At 72.7% G+C, this 20,823-nt stretch carries 22 protein-coding genes; 11 read left to right on the forward strand and 11 right to left on the reverse strand.

From position 1 onward, the window contains the following. The first annotated feature begins 7 nt into the window (after positions 1 to 7). Both ABZ808_RS28400 and ABZ808_RS28405 read left to right on the forward strand, forming a co-directional pair. The gene (locus ABZ808_RS28400; RefSeq protein ID WP_357012307.1) at positions 8 to 1,189 is read left to right on the forward strand and encodes an acetoin utilization protein AcuC; all 1,182 of its coding nucleotides are present in this window, start codon (positions 8 to 10) and stop codon (positions 1,187 to 1,189) included. A gap of 25 nt (positions 1,190 to 1,214) precedes the next feature. Then, a complete protein-coding gene (locus ABZ808_RS28405) occupies positions 1,215 to 3,767 on the forward strand; it encodes a GNAT family N-acetyltransferase (protein ID WP_357012310.1) in 2,553 nt (850 codons plus the stop codon). A gap of 60 nt (positions 3,768 to 3,827) precedes the next feature. Here the strand turns inward: ABZ808_RS28405 and sigB are convergent, their stop codons facing one another. Continuing rightward, positions 3,828 to 4,832: an RNA polymerase sigma factor SigB gene (gene sigB / locus ABZ808_RS28410; RefSeq protein ID WP_357012313.1), complete on the reverse strand. Its 1,005-nt coding sequence runs from the start codon at positions 4,830 to 4,832 to the stop codon at positions 3,828 to 3,830. A gap of 242 nt (positions 4,833 to 5,074) precedes the next feature. Here sigB and ABZ808_RS28415 point away from each other — a divergent pair, with 242 nt between their 5' ends. Next, the gene (locus tag ABZ808_RS28415; protein ID WP_357012425.1) at positions 5,075 to 5,863 is read left to right on the forward strand and encodes a sporulation protein; all 789 of its coding nucleotides are present in this window, start codon (positions 5,075 to 5,077) and stop codon (positions 5,861 to 5,863) included. Positions 5,864 to 6,004: 141 nt separating this feature from the next. On the opposite strand, the gene dtd is transcribed toward ABZ808_RS28415, so the two are convergent. Together dtd and ABZ808_RS28425 are read right to left on the reverse strand one after the other, a co-directional pair. After that, entirely contained in the window at positions 6,005 to 6,427 is a 423-nt protein-coding gene (dtd, locus tag ABZ808_RS28420) for a D-aminoacyl-tRNA deacylase (protein WP_357012316.1), read from the reverse strand. A 40-nt stretch (positions 6,428 to 6,467) separates the two neighbouring features. Next, entirely contained in the window at positions 6,468 to 7,952 is a 1,485-nt protein-coding gene (locus ABZ808_RS28425; RefSeq protein ID WP_357012319.1) for a methyltransferase, read from the reverse strand. Between the two features lie 96 nt (positions 7,953 to 8,048). Here ABZ808_RS28425 and ABZ808_RS28430 point away from each other — a divergent pair, with 96 nt between their 5' ends. Further along, positions 8,049 to 8,639, forward strand: coding sequence for an HhH-GPD-type base excision DNA repair protein (locus ABZ808_RS28430; protein ID WP_357012426.1), 591 nt, complete (start codon positions 8,049 to 8,051; stop codon positions 8,637 to 8,639). 9 nt (positions 8,640 to 8,648) lie between these two features. Here ABZ808_RS28430 and ABZ808_RS28435 read toward each other — a convergent pair whose 3' ends face one another. Both ABZ808_RS28435 and ABZ808_RS28440 read right to left on the reverse strand, forming a co-directional pair. Beyond that, positions 8,649 to 8,960 (reverse strand): hypothetical protein, encoded by a 312-nt coding sequence (locus ABZ808_RS28435; RefSeq protein WP_357012427.1) that lies wholly within the window; start codon positions 8,958 to 8,960, stop codon positions 8,649 to 8,651. A 13-nt stretch (positions 8,961 to 8,973) separates the two neighbouring features. After that, on the reverse strand, positions 8,974 to 9,261 hold the full coding sequence (locus tag ABZ808_RS28440) for a hypothetical protein (protein WP_357012322.1): 288 nt from the start codon (positions 9,259 to 9,261) through the stop codon (positions 8,974 to 8,976). Between the two features lie 106 nt (positions 9,262 to 9,367). On the opposite strand from ABZ808_RS28440, the gene ABZ808_RS28445 reads away from it, so the two are divergent. Beyond that, the gene (locus tag ABZ808_RS28445) at positions 9,368 to 9,724 is read left to right on the forward strand and encodes a DUF3099 domain-containing protein (protein WP_357012324.1); all 357 of its coding nucleotides are present in this window, start codon (positions 9,368 to 9,370) and stop codon (positions 9,722 to 9,724) included. A gap of 30 nt (positions 9,725 to 9,754) precedes the next feature. Here ABZ808_RS28445 and ABZ808_RS28450 read toward each other — a convergent pair whose 3' ends face one another. Both ABZ808_RS28450 and ABZ808_RS28455 read right to left on the reverse strand, forming a co-directional pair. After that, the gene (locus ABZ808_RS28450) at positions 9,755 to 10,654 is read right to left on the reverse strand and encodes a PfkB family carbohydrate kinase (RefSeq protein ID WP_357012326.1); all 900 of its coding nucleotides are present in this window, start codon (positions 10,652 to 10,654) and stop codon (positions 9,755 to 9,757) included. Beyond that, positions 10,651 to 11,586, reverse strand: coding sequence for a pseudouridine-5'-phosphate glycosidase (locus tag ABZ808_RS28455; RefSeq protein WP_357012328.1), 936 nt, complete (start codon positions 11,584 to 11,586; stop codon positions 10,651 to 10,653). Before ABZ808_RS28455 ends, ABZ808_RS28450 begins: the two co-directional genes overlap by 4 nt. A 90-nt stretch (positions 11,587 to 11,676) precedes the next feature. Between ABZ808_RS28455 and ABZ808_RS28460 the strand changes: the two genes are divergently transcribed. The 3 genes from ABZ808_RS28460 to ABZ808_RS28470 all read left to right on the forward strand — a co-directional run bounded on the left by ABZ808_RS28460 (position 11,677) and on the right by ABZ808_RS28470 (position 14,511). Then, positions 11,677 to 11,895 carry a DUF3039 domain-containing protein gene (locus tag ABZ808_RS28460; RefSeq protein ID WP_088946800.1) on the forward strand — a complete coding sequence of 73 codons (219 nt, stop codon included), beginning with the start codon at positions 11,677 to 11,679 and terminating at the stop codon, positions 11,893 to 11,895. A gap of 40 nt (positions 11,896 to 11,935) precedes the next feature. Next, positions 11,936 to 12,598 (forward strand): trimeric intracellular cation channel family protein, encoded by a 663-nt coding sequence (locus ABZ808_RS28465; RefSeq protein ID WP_357012330.1) that lies wholly within the window; start codon positions 11,936 to 11,938, stop codon positions 12,596 to 12,598. Between the two features lie 179 nt (positions 12,599 to 12,777). Further along, entirely contained in the window at positions 12,778 to 14,511 is a 1,734-nt protein-coding gene (locus tag ABZ808_RS28470; RefSeq protein WP_357012334.1) for a DEAD/DEAH box helicase, read from the forward strand. Between the two features lie 169 nt (positions 14,512 to 14,680). Here ABZ808_RS28470 and ABZ808_RS28475 read toward each other — a convergent pair whose 3' ends face one another. Further along, positions 14,681 to 14,914, reverse strand: a complete 234-nt coding sequence (locus ABZ808_RS28475; protein ID WP_357012428.1) for a hypothetical protein — start codon at positions 14,912 to 14,914, stop codon at positions 14,681 to 14,683. A gap of 245 nt (positions 14,915 to 15,159) precedes the next feature. Next, a complete protein-coding gene (locus ABZ808_RS28480) occupies positions 15,160 to 16,779 on the reverse strand; it encodes an RNA polymerase sigma factor (protein WP_357012336.1) in 1,620 nt (539 codons plus the stop codon). 288 nt (positions 16,780 to 17,067) lie between these two features. Between ABZ808_RS28480 and ABZ808_RS28485 the strand changes: the two genes are divergently transcribed. Beyond that, entirely contained in the window at positions 17,068 to 17,889 is an 822-nt protein-coding gene (locus tag ABZ808_RS28485) for an inositol monophosphatase family protein (RefSeq protein ID WP_357012338.1), read from the forward strand. A 90-nt stretch (positions 17,890 to 17,979) separates the two neighbouring features. Here the strand turns inward: ABZ808_RS28485 and ABZ808_RS28490 are convergent, their stop codons facing one another. Then, positions 17,980 to 18,495 carry a LytR C-terminal domain-containing protein gene (locus tag ABZ808_RS28490; RefSeq protein WP_357012429.1) on the reverse strand — a complete coding sequence of 172 codons (516 nt, stop codon included), beginning with the start codon at positions 18,493 to 18,495 and terminating at the stop codon, positions 17,980 to 17,982. 433 nt (positions 18,496 to 18,928) lie between these two features. Between ABZ808_RS28490 and ABZ808_RS28495 the strand changes: the two genes are divergently transcribed. Continuing rightward, positions 18,929 to 19,225: a DUF4193 domain-containing protein gene (locus ABZ808_RS28495; RefSeq protein WP_007075406.1), complete on the forward strand. Its 297-nt coding sequence runs from the start codon at positions 18,929 to 18,931 to the stop codon at positions 19,223 to 19,225. Between the two features lie 120 nt (positions 19,226 to 19,345). Further along, complete coding sequence (locus tag ABZ808_RS28500) at positions 19,346 to 20,143, forward strand: hypothetical protein (protein ID WP_357012340.1); 798 nt, start codon at positions 19,346 to 19,348, stop codon at positions 20,141 to 20,143. Positions 20,144 to 20,230: 87 nt separating this feature from the next. Here the strand turns inward: ABZ808_RS28500 and ABZ808_RS28505 are convergent, their stop codons facing one another. Further along, complete coding sequence (locus tag ABZ808_RS28505) at positions 20,231 to 20,758, reverse strand: DUF3093 domain-containing protein (RefSeq protein ID WP_357012343.1); 528 nt, start codon at positions 20,756 to 20,758, stop codon at positions 20,231 to 20,233. Positions 20,759 to 20,823: the final 65 nt, after the last annotated feature.

A 20,823-nucleotide genomic window follows, 5' to 3' on the forward strand; every position in this document is an offset into this window, starting at 1 on the left:
TGGGCTCATGTCCGACGACACGGTGGTGGTGTGGGACGAGTCGCTGCTCGCCTACGACATGGGTGACCATCCGCTCGATCCGGTGCGGGTGGAGCTGACCTTCGCGCTCGCCCGGGAGTTGGGCATCCTGGACCGTCCGGGCGTACGCATGGTGAAACCGGAGCCGGCCGACGACGCTCTGCTCACCCGCGTGCACGACCCTGCCTACCTGGCGGCGGTGCGGGCCGCGCCGAGTGACCCGCTGTTCGCCGGGTACGGGATGGGCACCTCCGACAACCCGGTCTTCGACGGGATGCACGAGTCCAGCGCGCTGATCGCCGGAGCCACTGTGGCCGCCGCCGAGGCGGTCTGGCGCGGCGACGCGCGGCGGGCGGTGAACGTGGCCGGTGGCCTGCACCACGCGATGCCCGCCCGTGCCTCCGGCTTCTGCGTCTACAACGACCCTGCCGTGGCCATCGCCCGCCTGCTCGACCTGGGTGCCGAGCGCATCGCGTACGTGGATGTGGACGTGCACCACGGCGACGGCGTGCAGCAGATCTTCTGGGACGACCCCCGGGTGCTCACGGTCAGCCTGCACGAGACCCCGCTCGCGCTCTTTCCGGGCACCGGTTTCCCCGACGAGACCGGCGGGCCCGGTGCGCAGGGCACCGCGGTGAACATGCCGCTGCCGCCCGGCGTCGACGACACCGGCTGGCAGCGGGCGTTCCACGCGATCGTGCCGTCGGTGCTGCGCGCGTTCCGGCCACAGGTGCTGGTCAGCCAGTGCGGTGCCGACGGGCACCGGCTGGACCCGCTGGCCGACCTGAGCCTGACCGTGGACGGGCAGCGCGCCACCTACCTGGCGTTGCGAGCCCTCGCCGACGAGTTGTGCGACGGCCGCTGGGTGGCCACCGGCGGCGGTGGGTACGCGCTGGTCGAGGTGGTGCCCCGGGCCTGGAGCCACCTGCTGGCCGTGGCCACCGGCGACCCGATCGACCCGGCGACGCTCACCCCGCCGGCCTGGCGGGAGCTTGCCGCCGCCCGCCGTCCGGGCCGGGAGATTCCGCTGCGGATGACCGACGATGCCGACCCGTCGTACGAGCCGTGGCAGCCGACCGGCGAGCCGAACGCGGTGGACCGGGCGATCGCGGCGACCCGCAAGACCGTCTTCCCGCTCCTGGGGCTCGACCCGCACGATCCGCGAGACTGAGCCGGGCCGGGGGAGGACGGCGCCGGTGACAACCGTGGCCCAGCCGGTGGACGTGCTGCTCAGTGACGGCACCACCGTCCAGTTGCGACCAATCAGCCCGGACGACGCGCCGGCCATCGTGGCGATGCACAGCCGGTTCTCCGAGCGCACCCGCTACCTGCGGTACTTCTCGCCGTACCCGCGCATTCCCGAACGGGATCTGATCCGATTCGTCACGGTCGACCACCACGACCGGGAGGCGTTCGTGGTGCTCGCCGGCGACCAGATCGTCGCGGTCGGCCGGTACGAGCGGCTCGGCCCGCAGGCGCCGGAGGCGGAGGTGGCCTTCGTGGTGGAGGACGCCTACCAGGGCCGGGGCATCGGCTCGGTGCTGATGGAGCACCTCGCCGACGCCGCCCGGCGCAACGGCATCCTGAGCTTCGTCGCCGAGGTGCTGCCAGCCAACGGGACGATGCTGCGGGTCTTCTCCGACTTCGGCTACCAGGTCCAGCGCGAGTACGCCGACGGCGTGGTGCACCTGAGCTTCCCGATCGCGCCCACCGAGGCCACGCTGGAGGTGCAGTTCGGCCGGGAACACCGCACCGAGGCCCGCTCGATCGCCCGGCTGCTCGCGCCGCGCGGCATCGCCGTGTACGGCGCCAGCGCCACCGGCCAGGGCGTCGGCGCGGCCGTGCTGGGGCATCTGCGCGACGGCGGCTTCACCGGTGCGGTGGTGCCGGTGCATCCGAGCGCGTCGACCGTGGCGGGGCTGCCCGCGTACCCGTCGGCCGTCGACGCCGGGGTCCCGGTGGACCTGGCGGTGGTGGCGGTCCCGCCGTCTGCGGCGACCGCGGTGGTCGCGGACGCGGCCGCCGCGGGAGTGCACGGCCTGGTGGTCATCTCGGCCGGCTTCGCCGAGGCCGGCGCGCAGGGCGCGGCCGCGCAGCGGGCGCTGGTCCGCGCGGCGCACGCCGCCGGCATGCGCGTGGTCGGCCCGAACTGCCTCGGCGTGGCCAACACCGACCCGGCGGTACGCCTCAACGCCACCCTCGCCCCGGCGCTGCCGCCGGCCGGCCGGGTCGGCATCTTCAGCCAGTCCGGCGCGTTCGGGGTGGCGCTGCTCGCCGAGGCCGACCGGCGCGGCCTCGGGTTGTCCAGCTTCGTCTCGGCCGGCAACCGGGCCGACGTCTCCGGCAACGACCTGTTGCAGTACTGGCAGGACGACCCCGGCACCGACGTGATCATGTTGTACCTGGAGACGTTCGGTAACCCGCGCAAGTTCGCCCGGCTGGCCCGGCGGATCGGCAGGGCCAAGCCGGTCGTCGCGCTCGCCTCGCGGGCCCGCCCGGCCGGGGTGGGCGACACCGCCGGGCCGGACGAGGTGGCGGTGGCCGCGCTGTTCGCCCAGTCCGGGGTGATCCGGGTGGACACCGTTCCGGAGCTGCTCGACGTGGGGGTGCTGCTGGCCAACCAGCCGCTGCCCGCCGGCGGTCGGGTCGGCGTGGTCGGCAACTCCTCGGCGCTGACCGGCCTGGCAGCGACCGCGTGCGTCGGGCAGGGCCTCACCGTGGTCGACGGCTATCCCCGCGACGTCGGGCCGAGCGCGGGCGCCGCCGAGTTCGCCGCCGCCCTCGCTGAGACGGCCGGCGACGACCGGGTGGACGCCCTGGTGGTGGTCTTCGCCCCGCCGCTGCCCGGCCAACGCACCGATGTGGACGCCGACGTCACCGCCGCGCTGCCGGCCGCGCTCGCGCTGGGCAAGCCGGCCGTGGCGACGTTCCTGGTGGGTCGGCTGCCGGCCGGGGTGCCCGCGTACGGCGGTGTGGAGGAGGCGGTCCGGGCCCTGGCCCGGGTGCACCGGTACGCCGAGTGGCTGCGCCGTCCGCCCGGAGTGGCACCCGAGCTGCCCCGGGTCGATCGGGCCGCCGCCCAGGCCGCGCTCCGCGATCCGCCCGATCCGAACGCGCTGCTGGCCGCGTACGGCATCGAAACGGTGGCGTCGGTGACCGCTGACTCGGCCGACGCGGCGGTCGACGCGGCGGGGCGGCTGGGCTTTCCGGTGGCACTCAAGGCCGCCGCCGCCGGGCTGCGGCACCGGCTCGACCTCGGCGCGGTCCGGCTCGACCTGCCCGACGAGGCGACCGTCCGCCGGGCGTACGCCGAGCTGGCCGCCAGCTTCGGCGCGGAGGTGCTGGTGCAGCCGATGGTCGCGCCGGGGGTGGCCTGCGTGGTGGAGCTGATGGAAGATCCGGCGTTCGGGCCGGTGGTCGGTTTCGGTCTCGGAGGGGTCGCCACCGAGTTGCTCGGCGACCGGGCCTGGCGGGCGGTGCCGCTGACCGACCGCGACGCCGCCGAACTCGTCGACGAACCCCGGGCCGCGCCGCTGCTGCGGGGGCACCGAGGGGCCGCACCGGTCGACCGGGCTGCCCTGGCCGACCTGCTGCTGCGGGTGGGTCAGCTCGCCGACGAGCAGCCCCGGGTGCGTTCGCTGACCCTCAACCCGGTGCTCGCCCGGCCGGACGGCATCTCGGTCCTGCACGCCCAGGTGCGGGTGGGTGGCGCGGCGGCCCGCCCGGACACCGGGCCCCGCCGCCTCTGACTCCCGTGGACGGCCGGAAGGCCCCGGCGAACCGCCGAGGCCTTCCGTGGAGGTGGTGCGTCAGCAGGCGTACGCCTCCAGGCGCTGCGCCCGCTCCGGGGCGCGGAGCTTCAGCAGCGTCACCTTCTCGATCTGCCGGATCCGCTCCCGGGACAGGCCGAACTCGCGGCCGACCTCGTCCAGGGTGCGCTGCCGGCCGTCGTCCAGGCCGAACCGGAGCCGGATGACCGCCTGCTCCCGCTGGGACAGCGTGGACAACACGATGCTCACCTCGTTGCGCAGCTCGCCCTGTGCGGCGGTGTCACCGGGCTCGTTGCGCGGGTCCACCGAGGCCACGAAGTCGCCGAGCGCGCTCTCGCCGTCGTCGCCGACGGCCTGGTCCAGGCTGACCGGCTCGCGGTCGTACGAGATCAGCTCGATGACCTGGATCTCGGGGATCTCCAGTGCGTGGGCGACCTCGGCGACCGTCGGTTCGCGGCCCAGCGTCACCGCCAACTCGCGGCGGGCCCGCACCATCCGGTTGACCTGCTCGACCATGTGCACCGGGATGCGGATGGTGCGGGCCTGGTCGGCCATCGCGCGGGTGATCGCCTGCCGGATCCACCAGGTGGCGTACGTGGAGAACTTGTAGCCCTTGGCGTAGTCGAACTTCTCCACCGCCCGGATGAGGCCGAGGTTGCCCTCCTGGATCAGGTCGAGGAAGGCCATGCCGCGTCCCGTGTAGCGCTTGGCGATGCTGACCACCAGCCGCAGGTTCGCCTCCAGCAGATGGTCCTTGGCCGCCCGGCCCTCGGCGACGATCAGCTCCAGGTCGGCCCGCAGCTCCGGCGAGACCGGGGTGCAGGTTGCCAGCTTCTCGTCGGCGAACAGACCGGCCTCGACGCGCCGCGCCAGGTCGACCTCCTGCGCCGCGGTCAGCAGCTTCGTCCGGCCGATCCCGTTGAGGTACGCCCGGACCAGGTCTGTGGAAATGCCGCGCTCGTCGGTGGCGTCCAGGTCGACGAGGGCCTCGGTGGCCGCGTCGGTGTCGGTGCTGGCTGCCGGGCGCATCCGGTGTTCCGTCATCTGCAGGACCATCTCTGTCTCTCCCCGTGTCCACGTCTGTGCCGTTTTCCGGCTCAGTGGTGCCGGTGTGACACACAGCTTGGCGGGAGGGGCGTGAAACGGGAGTGAGGCGATCGGGCACCCGACAGGAATCCGGTCGGGTCGCTGGCGCGGTGTGTCGTCCCGGCGGGTTTTTGTCGTTGCCCGTTACGTTGCGGACGGTCGGCCACCTCGGGTCGGCGACGACGAGGTTGGAGGACGGTGTGGTCTTCAAGCGGCTCATGAAGGCGATGGGGGTCGGTGGCCCGTCGGTCGAAACGGTGCTGGTCAACCCGAACTGCCGCCCGGGCGGCCAGTTGGAGGGCCGCATCCAGGTCGTCGGTGGCGACCACCAGGTCGACATCGACCACGTGACACTCGGCCTGGTCACCCGGGTCGAGGTGGAGAGCGGCGACAACGAGTACGACGCCAACCAGGAGTTCCACCGCCAACGGGTCACCGGCGCGTTCCGGCTGGAGCCGGGGCAGCGCCACGACATCCCGTTCCGCTTCGACGTGCCCTGGGAGACGCCGGTCACCGAGCTGTACGGGCAGCACCTGCACGGCATGACGATGGGGCTGCGGACCGAGTTGGAGGTTGCCCGCGCGGTCGACAAGGGTGACCTGGACGCCGTGTCGGTGCACCCGCTGCCCGCGCAGGAGCGGCTGCTGGAGGCTCTGCTGCGACTGGGTTTCCGGTTCGCTCGCGCCGATGTGGAGCGTGGCCACCTCTACGGCGTACGGCAGAGCCTGCCCTTCTACCAGGAGATCGAGTTCAGCCCGGCGCCGCAGTACGCCCGCTCGATCAACCAGTTGGAGGTCACCTTCATCGCCGACGCGCGGCAGATGCAGGTCGTGCTGGAGGTCGACAAACGCGGCGGGATCTTCACCGAGGGCCGGGACGCGTTCGGCCGGTTCACGGTCGACCACGCCACCGCCGACCGCACCGACTGGACCGCCGAACTCGACAACTGGCTCCGCCAGTCCCTAACCCGCCGAGGCCTCTTCTCCTAACCCCCGCCCCGCCCCCTCCCCCCTCTCCGCCCGTTGATCATGAAGTTATTGCCCGCCGCAGCGGCGCGTCGGGGCAATAACTTCATGATCAACGGGGGTGGTGTCGGGCGGGAGGTGGGTGAGGTGGGTGGGTGGGGTGGGTTAGAGGTCTAGGAGGAGGGTTTGGGGGCCTATGTTGAGGCTCTCGACGAGCATGTGGGCGCGGAAGCGACCCGTCTCGACCTTCGCGCCGCGCTCGCGCAGGGCCTCGACGACCGCCGTCACCAGTGGTTCGGCCACCTCGGCGGGGGCGGCGGCGGTCCAGGTTGGACGGCGTCCCTTGCGGGCGTCGCCGTAGAGGGTGAACTGGCTAACCACCAGGATCGGCGCGCCGGTGTCGGCGGCGGACCGCTCGCCGTCCAGGATGCGCAGCTCGTGCACCTTTCGGGCCATCGTCTGAGCGGTCTGCGGGGTGTCGGTGTGGGTCACCCCGAGCAGCACCAGCAGACCGTTCTCGATCGCGCCGACCACCTCGCCGTCCACGGTCACGCTGGCCCGCCCGACCGTCTGCACCACCGCGCGCATCAGCGGACCACCGGCGTGCCGGTCGCCGTCCGCGCCCGCATCAGGCGGTCACCGGCTCGATGAAGCCCCGCTCCACCAGGTGCGCGACGATCGGACCGGCGGCCTCGGCCATCTCGTCGGGCTCGACGTCGTGCGCCGCGGCGAGCAGGGCGAGCTGGTCGCGCAGCGGCAGCCGGCCGTCCGCGCCACCGACCAGCGCCAGCACCAGCGGGTCGATCTCCTCGGTCCAACGCAGGCCGTGCGGCATCGCGAGGACCTGCCGGTCCACCGCCCAGCCCTCGTCACCCATGGTCGCCTCCTGCCGCAGCTGGAGGCCCTCGGCAGCCCGGTAGCGCTCGGCGAGCAGCGCGTCGGTGTCGCGTACCCGGAGGAAGTCCTGGCGGTCGAACCAGGCGCCCACCTGGTCGCCCAGCGGCGGCTCGACCCGCTGGCGCAGGTCCTCCACCCGGATCATCGGGTCGGCGTGCCCACCCCGGCGCAGCGACACGATGCCGAAGCCGATCCCCTCGACCTTGTGCGCGTCGAACCAGTCCAGCCAGGCGGCCATCCGCTGCGGGTCGGTGCTCTCGCCGACGTCGGTGAGCCACAGGTCGACGTACGCCATCGGGTCGGCCACCTCGCGCTGGATCACCCAGGCGTCCAGGCCGGTGCCGGCGAACCAGCCGGCCACCCGCTCGTCCCACTCCTCGCCGGCGACGTGCACCCAGTTCGCCAGGTACTGCATGGTGCCGCCCTCGGTGAGCAGGCCGGGGGCGGCGGCGGCCAGCTCGGCGCCGATCGCGTCACCGACCCGGCCGGAGTCGCGGTAGACGTGCGTGGTGGTGCCGGGGCCGACCACGAACGGCGGGTTGCTCACCACCAGGTCGAACCGTCGGCCGGCCACCGGCGCGACCAGGTCGCCGCGCAGCAGCTCCCAGTCCTGGCCGTTGAGGGCGGCGGTCGTCGCGGCGAAGCGCAGGGCCCGCTCCGACAGGTCGGTGGCGGTCACCGAACGGGCGTGGGTGGCCAGGTGCAGGGCCTGGACGCCGGAGCCGGTGCCCAGGTCCAGGGCCGTGTCGACGGGCCGGCGCAGGGTCGCGCCGAGCAGCGTCTGGGTGGCCCCGCCGATGCCGAGCACGTGCTCGGCGTGCAGTGGTTGCCCCGGCCGGGCGCTGGCCGGTACGTCGGCGAGCACCCACCAGTCGTCGCCGTACGGCTCCAGGTCGACGCTGGCGCGCAGGCCGTCACCGTGCCGCTCCACCAGGCCACCGGCGAGCGCCTCAGCCACGCTCAGTGGTGCCAGCGCGGCGGCAACTGCCGCCTCCGGCTCGGTCTGGTCGCAGATGAACACCCGGATCAGGGTGGCGAGCGGGTCGCGGTCCTCGGTGGCGCGCAGCGCGGCGCGGTAGTCGTTGCGCGCGACCGCGCCGGTGGTGTGCGCGCCGAGCCGTTCGGCGATGCCGTTGCTGGTGAAACCGGCCCCGGTCAGCGCGGTCCGCAGCGCGTCGATGCCGGCGGGGGAGAGCAGCATGTCGTGTTCGTCCACGCCGTCATCCTGCCCCTCGTCGTGTCACCGGTCGGCACCACCCGCCGGATCCCCACCCGGAGCGTCGGTGCCCGCCGGGCTGAGCGGCCGGGCAGGATGGGGTGCATGACGCTCGTGCTACCCATCGATCCCGAGGCCAACCGGCTGCTGGAGCAGAGTCCGCTGGCCAGACTCCTGGGCATGGTCCTTGATCAACAAGTGCCGATGGAGAAGGCGTTCTCCTCGCCGTACGTGCTGGCGCAACGGCTCGGCCACGACCTGGACGCGGCGGAGCTGGCCGGGTACGACCCGGAGGCGTTGATCGCGATCTTCGCCCAGCCACCCGCCCTGCACCGGTTCCCGAAGGCGATGGCGGCCCGGGTGCAGGAGGTGTGCCAGGTCCTGGTGGACCGCTACGACGGAGACGCCGCCCTGCTCTGGTCGGACGTCGCCGACGGGCCGGAGCTGTTCCGCCGCGTCGCCGAGCTGCCCGGCTTCGGCAAGCAGAAGGCGCAGATCTTCGTGGCACTGCTCGGCAAGCGGTTCGGGGTGACCCCGCAGGACTGGCGGGAGGCGGCCGGCGGGTACGGCGACCCGGGCGCGTACCGGTCGGTGGCCGACGTCACCGACGCCGACTCGCTGCGCAGGGTGCGGGAGTACAAGCAGCAGATGAAGGCGGCGGCGAAGGCGAAGACCGCCGGCGGCTGACCCGGTCGCTCAGGCGGCGGTCGGGTGGGCCAGCGAGGCCAGCGCGCGTCGGACGTCGGCGAGCGAGACGGTGGCCGAGTCGTCCAGGTCGGCCAGGCCGGTCTCGATCCACTGCCGCATCAGCGTGGTGACCCCGATGCCGCGGGCGTCGGCGACGGCGCGCACCCGCTCGTAGGTCTCCAGCGGCAGCCGGACCGATCGGCTCACCATCGGCACGTCGGTGTCGGGGGTGGGCAGGTCCACCTCCGGGCTCTGGTCGATCAACTCGGCGATCCGGTCGTCGCCGCTGTGGAACTGCTTGGTCGCGTCGTCACGGTGCATCGTCACGGCCTCCTCATCGGCGCGATCTCCGCACGGCCTCGTCGTAGCGCTTGGCCTCGACGTCGCTCAGCTCGCGGGCGGAGAGGATGTCCCAGTCGTTGTCGGTGCCATCGGCCTCGGCGAGCAGCACCGCCAGTCGGCGACCCCGTCGGGCGGCGGCGTAGACCACCATCACGTCGTCGCCCAGGTGGCGGATGACCCGTCGAGCGCTGTGCAGCGCCTCCCAGACTTCCCCGGGTGTGACGTCGTAGACCCTCAGGTTGGCCAACGCCTCGTCGGTGAAGCTGAACTTGCTGCCCACGACGCGCAGCGTACCACGCACGTAACACGTTCTGTATGCGGCAAATTTCGCTGATCACGGGCCTGCGGTGACAGGATGAGGCGTAACCCCCTCGAGGAGGTCCAAGGTGAAGCGTCAGGCGTACCAGCCGATTCTGATCACCGACGCCTCGCGCAGCCAGAACGATCAGCTCACCACCCGACAACGCCGCTATGTCCTGATGATGGGCATCCGAGTGGCTTGCATCGTGGCCGGCGCGATCCTGGTTGGCGTGAAGGCCCCGCTGCTGTGGCTCTGGCTGCCCCTGTGCGCCCTCGGCATGGTGATCATCCCGTGGCTGGCGGTGCTGCTGGCCAACGACCGGCCGCCCAAGGAGCAGCACCGGCTGGCCAACCGGTTCCGCCCCCGCCTGCAGGACGACACCCCGCCGATGAGCCTCACCGCCGAGGAGCGCCCGCACAAGATCATCGACGCCGAACCCTGACCCGCGCCGCGCGGGCCAGGGTTCGGGAGATCACGGTCGAGGCCGGGCGCCGACGGTGGAGACGGCCAGCGCGCCCAGTTCGGTGGCGCGGTCCAGGGCCGCGGTCGAGGTGGCACCGCCGAGCCACGCGGTGAGCAGGCCGGCCGCGAAGGCGTCACCGGCCCCGGTCACGTCAACCACCGTCACCCGCCGGGCCGTCGCCACGCTGACCGTTCCCGTCCGGTCGACCCAGACCGCGCCCGCTGCGCCACCCTTGACCACCACCCGCCGCGCCGTCGCCGACAGCGCCCGCCCCTGCGCCGCCGGGTCCAGCCCGCCGGCCAGCACCGTGGCCTCGTCCGCGTTGACCAGGAGCAGGTCGACATCGCGTACCCAACTCAGAAAGGCCCGCGCGCCCACCCGCCGCAGCGGCGCCGCGGAGGCCGCGTCGACGCTGGTGGTGAGCCCGCGCTCGCGGGCGACGGCCAGCGCCCGCAGCCCCGCGCCGCGCGACCCGGCGTCCAACAGGGTGTACGCGGACAGGTGCAGATGCCCAGCCTCGGGCACCGCCGCGAGGGCCTGCTCGACGTGCGCGGCGCTCAGCCGCAGGTTCGCGCCCCGCTGACTGACCATGGTCCGCTCGCCGTCGACGGCCAACACGATCACCGTGCCGGTCGGTACGTCCTCGACCCGCTCGACCGCGCAGTCGACACCCGCCCGTTCGAGCTCGGCCACCCGGACCCGCCCCGCGTCGTCGTCACCGACGGCGCTGACGAGCGTGACGTCCACCCGTTGCGCGGCGACCCAGGCGGCGGTGTTGGCCGCCTGACCGCCGCCGCCGAGGCTGATCTCAGCCCCGGTGTCCGAACCGATCGCGAGCGGTCCGGACAGCACGGCGACCACATCGGTGATCACATCACCGACGACGACCACCCGGGCCGGTCGGGTCATGCCGGGGCTGCGGCGGTGCGGGCCGCCGCGGCGACCGCGATCCGCGCGGCCAGATCGGCGTTGCGCAGGATGATCCGGACGTTCACCGCCAGGCTCGCGCCCTCGGTGGCCGAGTGGAAGTGCGCCAGCAGGTACGGGGTGACGGCCTTGCCGGTGATCCCGTCGCGCTCCAGCAGGGCCAGACCGTCGGCGAGCGTGCGGTCGTGCAGCTCCGGGTCGAGCTGCTCGTCGACCGGCAGCGGGTTGGCCACCAGCAGCCCGCCGGTGTGCACGGCGTGCTCGTCGCGGGCGGCGAGCACGGCGGCGACCTGCTCCGGCGAGTCCACCGACCAGTCCAGGTCGAAGCCGGCGTCGGTGAGGTAGAAGCCGGGGAACCGGCGGGTGCGGTAACCGAGCACGGCGACCCCGAGGGTCTCCAGCCGCTCCAGGGTCGCGCCCACGTCGAGGACCGACTTGACCCCGGCGCAGACCACCGCGATCGGGGTCTGGGCCAGGGTGACCAGGTCCGCCGACTCGTCGAAGGTGTGCGCGGCCTCCCGGTGCACCCCGCCCAGCCCGCCCGTGGCGAACACGCCGATCCCGGCGGCGGCGGCCACCGCACTGGTCGCGGCCACGGTGGTCGCGCCGTCCGCGCCGGTCGCCGCCGCCAGCGCGAGGTCACGGACGGAGAGCTTGGTCACCCCGTCGACGGTGGCGAGCCGGGTCAGTTGTGCGTCGTCCAGGCCGACCACCAGCTCGCCGGCGATCATGCCGATCGTCGCCGGGACGGCCCCGGCGTCCCGGACCGCCTGCTCGATCTCCCGAGCCACCCGCAGGTTGTCCGGCCGAGGCAGGCCGTGCGAGACGATGGTGCTCTCCAGGGCGACGACGGGCCGGCCGTCGCGCTGGGCTTCGGCCACCTCGGGGCCCAAGCTGATGCGAAAGTCAGTCACGTTGGGCCACGGTACGGGGTCGGGCTTCGACAGGCCTCAGGTGGACCCGGCCGCGACGACCTGCCAAACTTGGCGGTTGGAGGTGCAGACGTGAGCACAGAGGTTCTCGAGCGTCCGGAGCTGAAGGACGCCGACACCGGTCCCGAGATGTTCCATTATGTCCGTAAGGAGAAGATCGCCGAAAGTGCCGTCATGGGCACCTACGTGGTCGCGCTCTGCGGAGAGACCTTCCCGGTCACCAAGGCGGCAAAGCCCGGTTCGCCGGTCTGCCCCAAGTGCAAGGAGATCTACGACTCGTACCGCGAGTGAACCCGGGCCGGTGCCCTGGCCGGCGACGTAGCCTGCGGCGGTGACCACCTCCACCGCCCTGCTTCTTGCCGACCTGACCGGGGTCGCCGTGTTCGCGGCCTCCGGGGCGTCGGCGGCGGTCGCCAAGCGACTCGACCTGTTCGGTGTCGCTTTCGTCGGCTTCGTAGCCGCCCTCGGCGGTGGGATCTTCCGGGACCTGGTCATCGACGAGGTCCCGCCGCTGGCCTTCGCCGACTGGCGGTACGCGGCCACCGCCGCCGTCACCGCCCTCGCCGTCTTCTGGCTGCACCCCCAACTCGCCCGACTACGCACCACCGTGCTGGTGCTGGACGCGGCGGGCCTCGCACTGTTCACCGTGACCGGGACGCTCAAGGCGCTCGACGCCCAGGTGCCGGCGGTCGGAGCCTGCCTGATCGGCATGCTCACCGCGATCGGCGGCGGGCTCGCCCGTGACCTGCTCACCGCCGAGATCCCCGTGGTGCTGCGCCGGGAGATCTACGCGCTCGCCGCCCTGGCCGGATCGGTGGTGGTGGTGCTGCTGTACGTCACCGGGCAGACCGGGCCCGCGCCGCTCACCGCCGCCGCCGTGCTCGTCTTCGGGCTGCGCCTGATCGCGCTGCGTCGACGCTGGTCCGCCCCGGTGGCGACACTGCGGTCACCCCGCAGCGATGGGGCCGATCCGCGTACCGACCGGGAGTGGTGAGGCCGCCCGGGTCGGGGTGGCCGATGTGACGGGCGTGGCGTCGCCTGGGCCCTGGGGCCCGCGCTGGTTATGCTGAGTCAGCCTTCGCGGCAGCTTCTGCGCGGAGGCGTTTTCATGGGCGGCGGAACTCGTGGCCCTCGCCCGGGGTCCGCCGTCGTGCGGTCGGAGAGGAGCTTCGCGTGGCAGCCCGGACGCCGGTGCTCGAGACGTTCCCGGCACTACGCGCCTGGCAGCGCAAGGCCCTGGTGGAGTACCTGCGCCGGCGGACCGAGGACTTCACCGCGGTCGCCACGCCCGGCGCCGGGAAGACCACCTTCGCCCTGCGGATCGCGGCCGAACTGCTCGGTGACGGCACCATCGAGGCGGTCACCGTGGTGGCGCCGACCGAGCACCTGAAGAACCAGTGGGCGGACGCCGCAGCCCGGGTGGGCATCCAGCTCGACGCCGCGTTCCGCAACGCCGACGTGCACTCCGCGGCCGACTTCCACGGCGCGGTGGTCACCTACGCCCAGGTGGGGATGGCCCCGCAGGTGCACCGGCGGCGCACCATGACCCGGCGCACCCTGGTCATCCTCGACGAGATCCACCACGCTGGCGACTCCCGATCCTGGGGCGACGGGGTGAAAAACGCCTTCGAGCCCGCCGTACGCCGGCTGATGCTCACCGGCACGCCGTTCCGCTCCGACGACAACCCCATCCCGTTTGTCAGCTACGAGCGGGGCGGCGACGGGCTGCTGCGCTCCCGCGCCGACTCGGTGTACGGCTACTCCGACGCGCTACGCGACGGGGTGGTCCGGCCGGTGCTCTTCCTGGCGTACTCCGGGGAGACCCGTTGGCGCACCAACGCGGGGGAGGAGTTGGCCGCCCGCCTCGGTGAGCCGATGACGCAGGACCTGGTGGCGCAGGCGTGGCGTACCGCGCTGGACCCGGCGGGAGACTGGATGCCGCAGGTGCTGCGCGCCGCCGACGCCCGACTCACCGTGCTCCGCAACGCCGGCATGGCCGACGCCGGCGGCCTGATCATCGCCACCGACCAGCAGACCGCCCGCTCGTACGCGAAGCTCATCGAGCAGGTGACCGGCGAGAAGGCCACCGTGGTGCTCTCCGACGACCAGGGCGCGTCCGCCCGGATCGCGACGTTCGCGGCGTCCGAGCAGCGGTGGCTGGTCGCGGTGCGGATGGTGTCCGAGGGGGTCGACATCCCGCGCCTCGCGGTCGGTGTGTACGCCACCAGCGCCAGCACCCCGCTCTACTTCGCCCAGGCGATCGGCCGGTTCGTCCGGGCCCGCCGCCCCGGGGAGACCGCCTCGGTCTTCCTGCCCAGCGTGCCGCACCTGCTCGGGCTGGCCAGCGAGATGGAGACCGAGCGGGACCACGTGCTCGGCAAACCCAAGGAAGCCGACGGCTTCGACGACGACCTGCTGGAACGCGCGCAGCGCGACGACCAGGCCAGCGGTGAGCTGGAGAAGCGGTTCGCCGCGCTCTCGGCCACCGCCGAGCTGGATCAGGTGATCTTTGACGGGGCGTCGTTCGGCACCGCGGCCCAGGCCGGCACCCCCGAGGAAGAGGAGTACCTCGGCCTGCCCGGTCTGCTCACGGCCGACCAGGTCTCCCTGCTGCTGACCAAGCGGCAGGCATCACAACTCGCCGCCCAGCGTCGCCGTACCGCCGAGCGGGCCGCTCAGCCGGCCGCTGCGCCCACCGCGGCCCCGCCGGCACCGATGAGCGCCGCCCAGCGTCGCGTGGCGCTCAGGCGCCAACTGAACGCTCTGGTGGCCGCCCGGCACCACCGCACCGGCCAGCCGCACGGCAAGATCCACGCCGAACTGCGCCGGCTCTGCGGCGGCCCGCCGAGCGCCCAGGCCACCATCGAGCAGCTTGAGGAACGCATCGCCACCGTGCAGACCCTCTGACCCCACACCACATCGGCACCACCGGCCACATCGAGCCGCGAAGCCGGGCCGGCCCCGCCTGCCCCAGTCCGCAGGCCCGCCCGCCCCGGGGCGCGGGGCGCCTGGGTAACGAAAAGCCGGCCGGAGGCACCCTCGGGGTGCCTCCGGCCGGCTATGTCGGTTTACGTACTCAGTTCGCCATCAGATCGGCACCACGCCAGCTGAACTCGGGGTCCGTTACGAACCGCTCGGTGATCTTCACGAGATCCTCCGCGTACTTGTTCGCGTGGTGCCCGCAGAACACCAGCTCACTCCCACCCGCCAGAGTGATCCGGAGCTTCCCGGCAGCATTGCAGCGGTCGCACCGTTCATCGGCGGCTGGGGGAGCCGCCGTCACGGGCGGCGGCGTGAGGGTCGGGGTCATCGCCTTCCTCCTCTGGTCGTCACCGATGAACAATCTCTTCGGTCGTTGCTCACCTATCGTGCAACACCCGTGCCGGGCCTTGCCTTCCCTGTGTGCCCGCGGGGGACCGAGGTCACACCTGGCAGGGACAGTGTGCCGTGCACCCAGGGTGCCACGTCAACGATCACATTCGTGCATCCGGACGATCACCATCTGGCGTTGCACACCAGGTGGCCAAAACGACACGTTCGGTTGACGAAGCCGGCTCAGTCCAGGTAATCCCGAAGGACCTGCGACCGGGACGGGTGACGCAGCTTGGACATCGTCTTGGACTCGATCTGCCGGATTCGTTCCCGGGTCACCCCGTAGACCTGGCCGATCTCGTCCAGCGTCCGTGGCTGACCGTCGGTCAGGCCGAACCGCAGACGCACCACGCCCGCCTCACGCTCGGAGAGCGTCTGCAGCACCTGCTGGAGCTGGTCCTGCAGGAGCGAGAACGACACCGCGTCGACCGCGACCACAGCCTCGGAATCCTCGATGAAGTCACCGAGCTGGCTGTCGCCCTCGTCGCCGATGGTCTGGTCCAGCGAGATGGGCTCCCGAGCGTACTGCTGGATCTCCAGCACCTTCTCGGGTGTGATGTCCATCTCCTTGGCCAGCTCCTCCGGCGTGGGCTCACGGCCCAGGTCCTGGAGCAGCTCGCGCTGTATGCGGCCGAGCTTGTTGATGACCTCGACCATGTGCACCGGGATGCGGATGGTGCGGGCCTGGTCGGCCATCGCGCGGGTGATCGCCTGCCGGATCCACCAGGTGGCGTACGTGGAGAACTTGTAGCCCTTGGTGTAGTCGAACTTCTCCACCGCGCGGATGAGGCCGAGGTTGCCCTCCTGGATCAGGTCGAGGAAGGCCATGCCGCGTCCCGTGTAGCGCTTGGCCAGCGACACCACCAGACGGAGGTTCGCCTCCAGCAGGTGGTTCTTGGCCCGCTCGCCGTCACGGGAGATCCAGCCCAGGTCGCGGACCATTTCCCGCGGGAGCTTCTCTTCGCTCTCGTCGGCCGCGCGCAGCTGCTCGGCGGCGTAGAGCCCCGCCTCGATCCGCTTGGCCAGCTCGACCTCCTGCTCGGCGTTGAGCAGCGGGACCTTGCCGATCTGCTTCAGGTACGCCCGGACGGAGTCGGCGGAGGCGGTCAGCTCGGCGTCACGCCGGGCCTGCTTGAGCGCCTCGGACTCCTCGTCGTCCCACTCGAAGTCGTTGTCGGTGGCCGACGCGGCGGCGTCGGTCTCGGCGGCCTGGGCCAGCTCGGCCGGCTCCTCCACCACGACGTCCTCGATGGCGGCGGCGAGCTCCTCGGGGTCGATCTCACCCTCGCCGCCCTCGCCCTTGGCCTTGCCGCCGGCCTTGACCGGCTTGGCGCCGGCGGCCGCGGCCACCGTCGCCTTGGTGGCCCGGGTCGACTTGGTGGCCTTCGCCGGAGTGGCCGCGGCGGCGCCGACCTCGGCGGTGCTGCCGGTGGCCTTGCGCGCGGCCACCTTCCGGGGGGCCGGCGCCGACGGCGTCGACTCGTCGGAGGCGGGGGCCTGCTTCGGGGCGGGGGCCGCGGCCTTCTTGGTGGTCTTGGCGGTGGTGGCCCGAGACGCCGGCGTGGTCGAGCGGGCGGCGGCGACGCGGCGGCGGGTGCTCGCCGAGCCGTCCACCACCACAGTCACTCCCGCCTCGGAGAGTGCCCGCAGGATCTTCTTGGCCTGGGCCGGAGTCACCTCGGCGGACTCGACGGTGCGCGCGAGCTGAGCCGACGTGAGCTGACCACCGGCGCTCTGCGCGTGCGCGATCAGCGTGTCGGTGAGCGAGCGAACGTCTGCGCCGGGTTGGCGGGGTTCTGTCACGAATGACCTTCCGGAGGCGAAGAGCGGGCACGGCCGGGTCGTCCGACACAGCATGGGGCAACCGAGCCAGACGATGTGGTTGAGGGGCCCCCGTGTCCCGGGCCGGCCGGTGGTCGGCGGTCCGCGGCGCGTGGGCAGGGTGAATTGTAACGCCGTCTGCGGCGATCATCCTGCGCCGCACGGTGTAACGGCGGCGGGACCGCCGATTCGGCGCAGATGTGGACTTTGTAAAGATGATACTCGCGGACGGCCCGGAACACCCCGGTCGTACGGGAAGGGGACCTTGGGATGCACGATTCGGCGCCGTCAGCGCGGGAACTGCTCGCGATCGCGCTCGACGTGGCACGGGACGCCGCGGCCACCGCACATCGGATGCGGGTCGAGGGTGTCTCGGTCGCGGCGACCAAGAGCACGGTCACCGACGTGGTCACGGCCGCGGACCGGGCCGTCGAGCGGCAGGTGCTCGACGCGCTGCGCCGGCTGCGGCCGGGCGACGCCGTCCTGGGCGAGGAGTACGGCACGAAGGACACCGGGCCGGCCGAGCCGGGCGGCGTGCGGTGGATCATCGACCCGATCGACGGCACCGTGAACTACCTCTACGGGTTGCCGTACAGCGCGGTGTCGCTGGCCGCCGAGGTGGACGGGGTGGTGGTCGCCGGCGTGGTGCGCAACGTGAGCACCGGCGAGGAGTGGACCGCCACGGCCGGCGGTGGCGCCTGGCGCGACGGTGTCCGGTTGCGCTGTTCCGGCGAGACGGACCTGGGGCAGGCGCTGGTCGGCACCGGCTTCGGCTACGACGCCGGGCGGCGGGCGCACCAGGCGTCGGTGGTGGCCGGGCTGATCGCGCACGTGCGGGACATCCGCCGCCTGGGCGCCGCCGCGCTGGACCTCTGCCTGGTGGCGGAGGGGCGGCTGGACGCGTACTTCGAGAAGGGTCTGGAGGCCTGGGATCTGGCCGCCGGCGGGCTCGTGGCCGCGGAGGCCGGCGTGCGGGTCACCGGCCTGGCCGGTCGCCCGCCCGGCCCCGACCTGGTGATCGCGGCCCCGCCCGCGCTCCTGCAGCCGCTACACGACCGGCTGGCCGCCCTGGACGCCTCCGGCGGCCCCTGACCGGCAGCCGAGGCTGGCCGGGCGCGTCCGACGACACCGGCCGCCACGCAGGGGCGCCCGCGACGTCCGGTGGCCCGGCCGATTACCGGGTCACTTGTCGGCGGCGGGGGACGGGCAGGAGCCCCGGGGCGCCTGCGGGGCGCCCAGGTCACCGAGAGACTGGTTCACCTCGGTGGTCGTGGCGAGCTGCTGGAAGCCGTTGCCCAGCACGACGTCGACGACGTCGTCCGTGCGCTTCTCGTCGTACTGGTAGTCGGCGTTGTTCAGGAAGTACGCCCGCAGCAGGTGCGCCGAGCCGACGCCCTTGGGGCCGTACCGCAGCACGGCCACCTCGTCGATGCCCTTCGGCGCGTTGCCGACCTTCTGGACCTGGAACTTGCGGTTGCGGAAGTCGTCCGCGACGGCGCCGGCCCGGCCCGGCTCGTCGGTCGCGTTCAACACATTGATCTTGACGTCTTTGGTCTCGTGCAGCGTGACGTCGGCCAGCGGCCACCCGTCCGGGCAGCCCTTGGCGCCCGCACCACTCTGGCTGTCGCGGAGGACCGCGGTGATCACGAAGGCCAGGGCCAGGACCCCCAGCAGGCCGACCACGACGAGTGCTCGCACTCGCGCAAAACTCATCTGGGCGCTCCCGGGAGCTCAGGTGGGCGGCGGCGGCCGTCATCGATCGCACTGACCGCCGGCCGTCGAATACGCCGCTGAGGTTAACGGTTGTCCGGCCGTCGCGTGGAAACAGCCCGACATGCCGGCGCGCCGACCGCGAACCGGGTACTACTACCCCTATCTTCGTGTCGCCTGAGTCACATCGGGAACATCTTGGCGTGCGGTGGCGTACATCTCAACCGCAAGGGCGGTATACATGCCTCGCCCTAGGGGGGGTAAGGTTCCGCGCTCGCAGGGGAGTTGCCCCGGCGATCTCGATCCGTGCGGTCCACGGGTCGGGAGCCCGACACAAGTGGTGGCCGGCCAGCGGAACCGAAACAGCGTCGTCCGGCGTTACAACCGGAAGCGACAACATCGATATGGGAGAGTGAAACCGATGGCCACCGACTACGACGCCCCGCGTCGCGACGAGGTCGACCTCGGCGAGGACAGCCTGGAAGAGCTCAAGGCCCGGCGCGTCGACTCACAGTCGGGCGCAGTGGACGTCGACGAGGCCGAGGTCGCCGAGAGTTTTGAGCTGCCCGGTGCCGATCTGGCCGACGAGGAGCTCACGGTCAAGGTGCTACCGATGCAGCAGGACGAGTTCCGGTGCGCCCGCTGCTTCCTGGTGCATCACCGCAGCCAGCTGGCGGTCGAGCGGAACGGCGAGCTGATCTGCCGCGAGTGCGTCTGACACTCACAACACCGGCGGCGGCCTCCTGATCGGGGCCGCCGCTACCGGTGTAGGCATGCGACTCCCGTGGGTACCTGCTTGACTCGTAGCGGGATGCCACAGCAGCGGGAGGTCCGACCCATGAGCGATCGAGCCGACACCACCGGCGGCGGCGCGGACGAGCTCGGCGCCACCGTCGCGGCGTTGACCGCTGACGACATCGAGCCGGCCCGGCGGCGTCAACTTCTCGCCCGGATGGTCGGGCAGGCCCGTAGCCGGGGCATCTCCGACCTCTTCAAGCCCCGTGCGGCCGTGCGCTGGATGGTCGACACGGTGGCCGAGATCGCCCCACACATCCCGATACGGGACCTGGCCACCCTGCGCCAACACTTCCCCGGCCTGGACGACGCCGCCCTGGCCGATCGCCTGATCCGCAACGCGGCCCGGACGACCGCCGGGGTCGGCGCGGCCGGCGGGGGAGTCGCCGCCGTCGAGTGGACTGTCGCACCGACCCTGCTCTCCGCGCCGGTGCTGCTCGCCGCCGAGACGGTCGCGGTGGTGGCGGTGGAGCTGAAGCTGGTCGGTGAGCTGCACGAGGTCTACGGCGTGCCGCTGGCCGACAGCGGCAGCCAACGGACGGTCGCCCTGGTGCACTCGTGGGCCACCCAGCGCGGAGTCAACCCGATGGTGCCCGGCGTCGGGGTGGGCGCGGTGCTCGGCACCGCCGCCCGCAAGGAGCTGCGGGACACGCTGCTGCGGCGCTTCGGGCGCAACCTCACCACGCTCGGGCCGTTCCTCACCGGTGCGGCGGTAGCCAGCTTCCTCAACCGCCGGGCCACTCGACAGATGGCCGAGCAGCTCCAGGTGGACCTGCGCCGTCGCGGTATCGCCCGGCCGGCGCCACCATCGGCCCTGCCCGGCCCGCCGACAGGCACCTGAGCGGGCCGCGCGGGCCTCAGCAGGCCCTGCGCCTCCGTCGGTCGCGTGGGCCCCAGTCGGGCCGCGCGCCGTGTGCGCCGGCGGGGGTCAGCCCGGCTCGGCGGCCCTCCGGTCGGCGGGCGTCCGAGCGTCCCGGGCGGCCAGCAGCGCCTCGGCCAGCTCGACCGGACGTCTGCTGCTCACCACCCAAAACGGCGTCGGGTCGGCCGGATCGTTGAGCACCACCTGCACGGCACCGCTGATCCACGGCCGCTGCACCACGAAGGCGAGCGGGTCCGCGCCGACCCCGAGCACCTCACGGCGGCCGGCCGCGTCCAACGGGACCACGTCGGCGACGAAGCGCACCGGCAGCCGGGCGTCGTCCACCAGCAGCTCCGAGTCGGTGACCGCGACGCGGATCCGGCCCAGCCACCACAGCCCGGCCGCGGTGATCGGCAGCAGCACCGCGAACGGCACCCAGGCACGCGCGCCGGTGCCGCCCATCCAGATCTCGACGGCCAGCAGAGCGGCGGCCAGTAACCCGACCAGCCACAGCCACCAGGGCAGATCCAGCCGTTCGGCGTACGTCGGACGGGCCGCGACCGGTGGCCGACCGGCGGACGGGGAGGGCGACATGCTCACTCCTGCGAGGGTACGGCGCACGACGGCCCGGGTAACCGGCAGGATGGCATGGTCAGCCC

This window comes from Micromonospora sp. NPDC047527 (genome assembly GCF_040643015.1).
In the GTDB taxonomy this organism is placed as follows: domain Bacteria; phylum Actinomycetota; class Actinomycetes; order Mycobacteriales; family Micromonosporaceae; genus Micromonospora.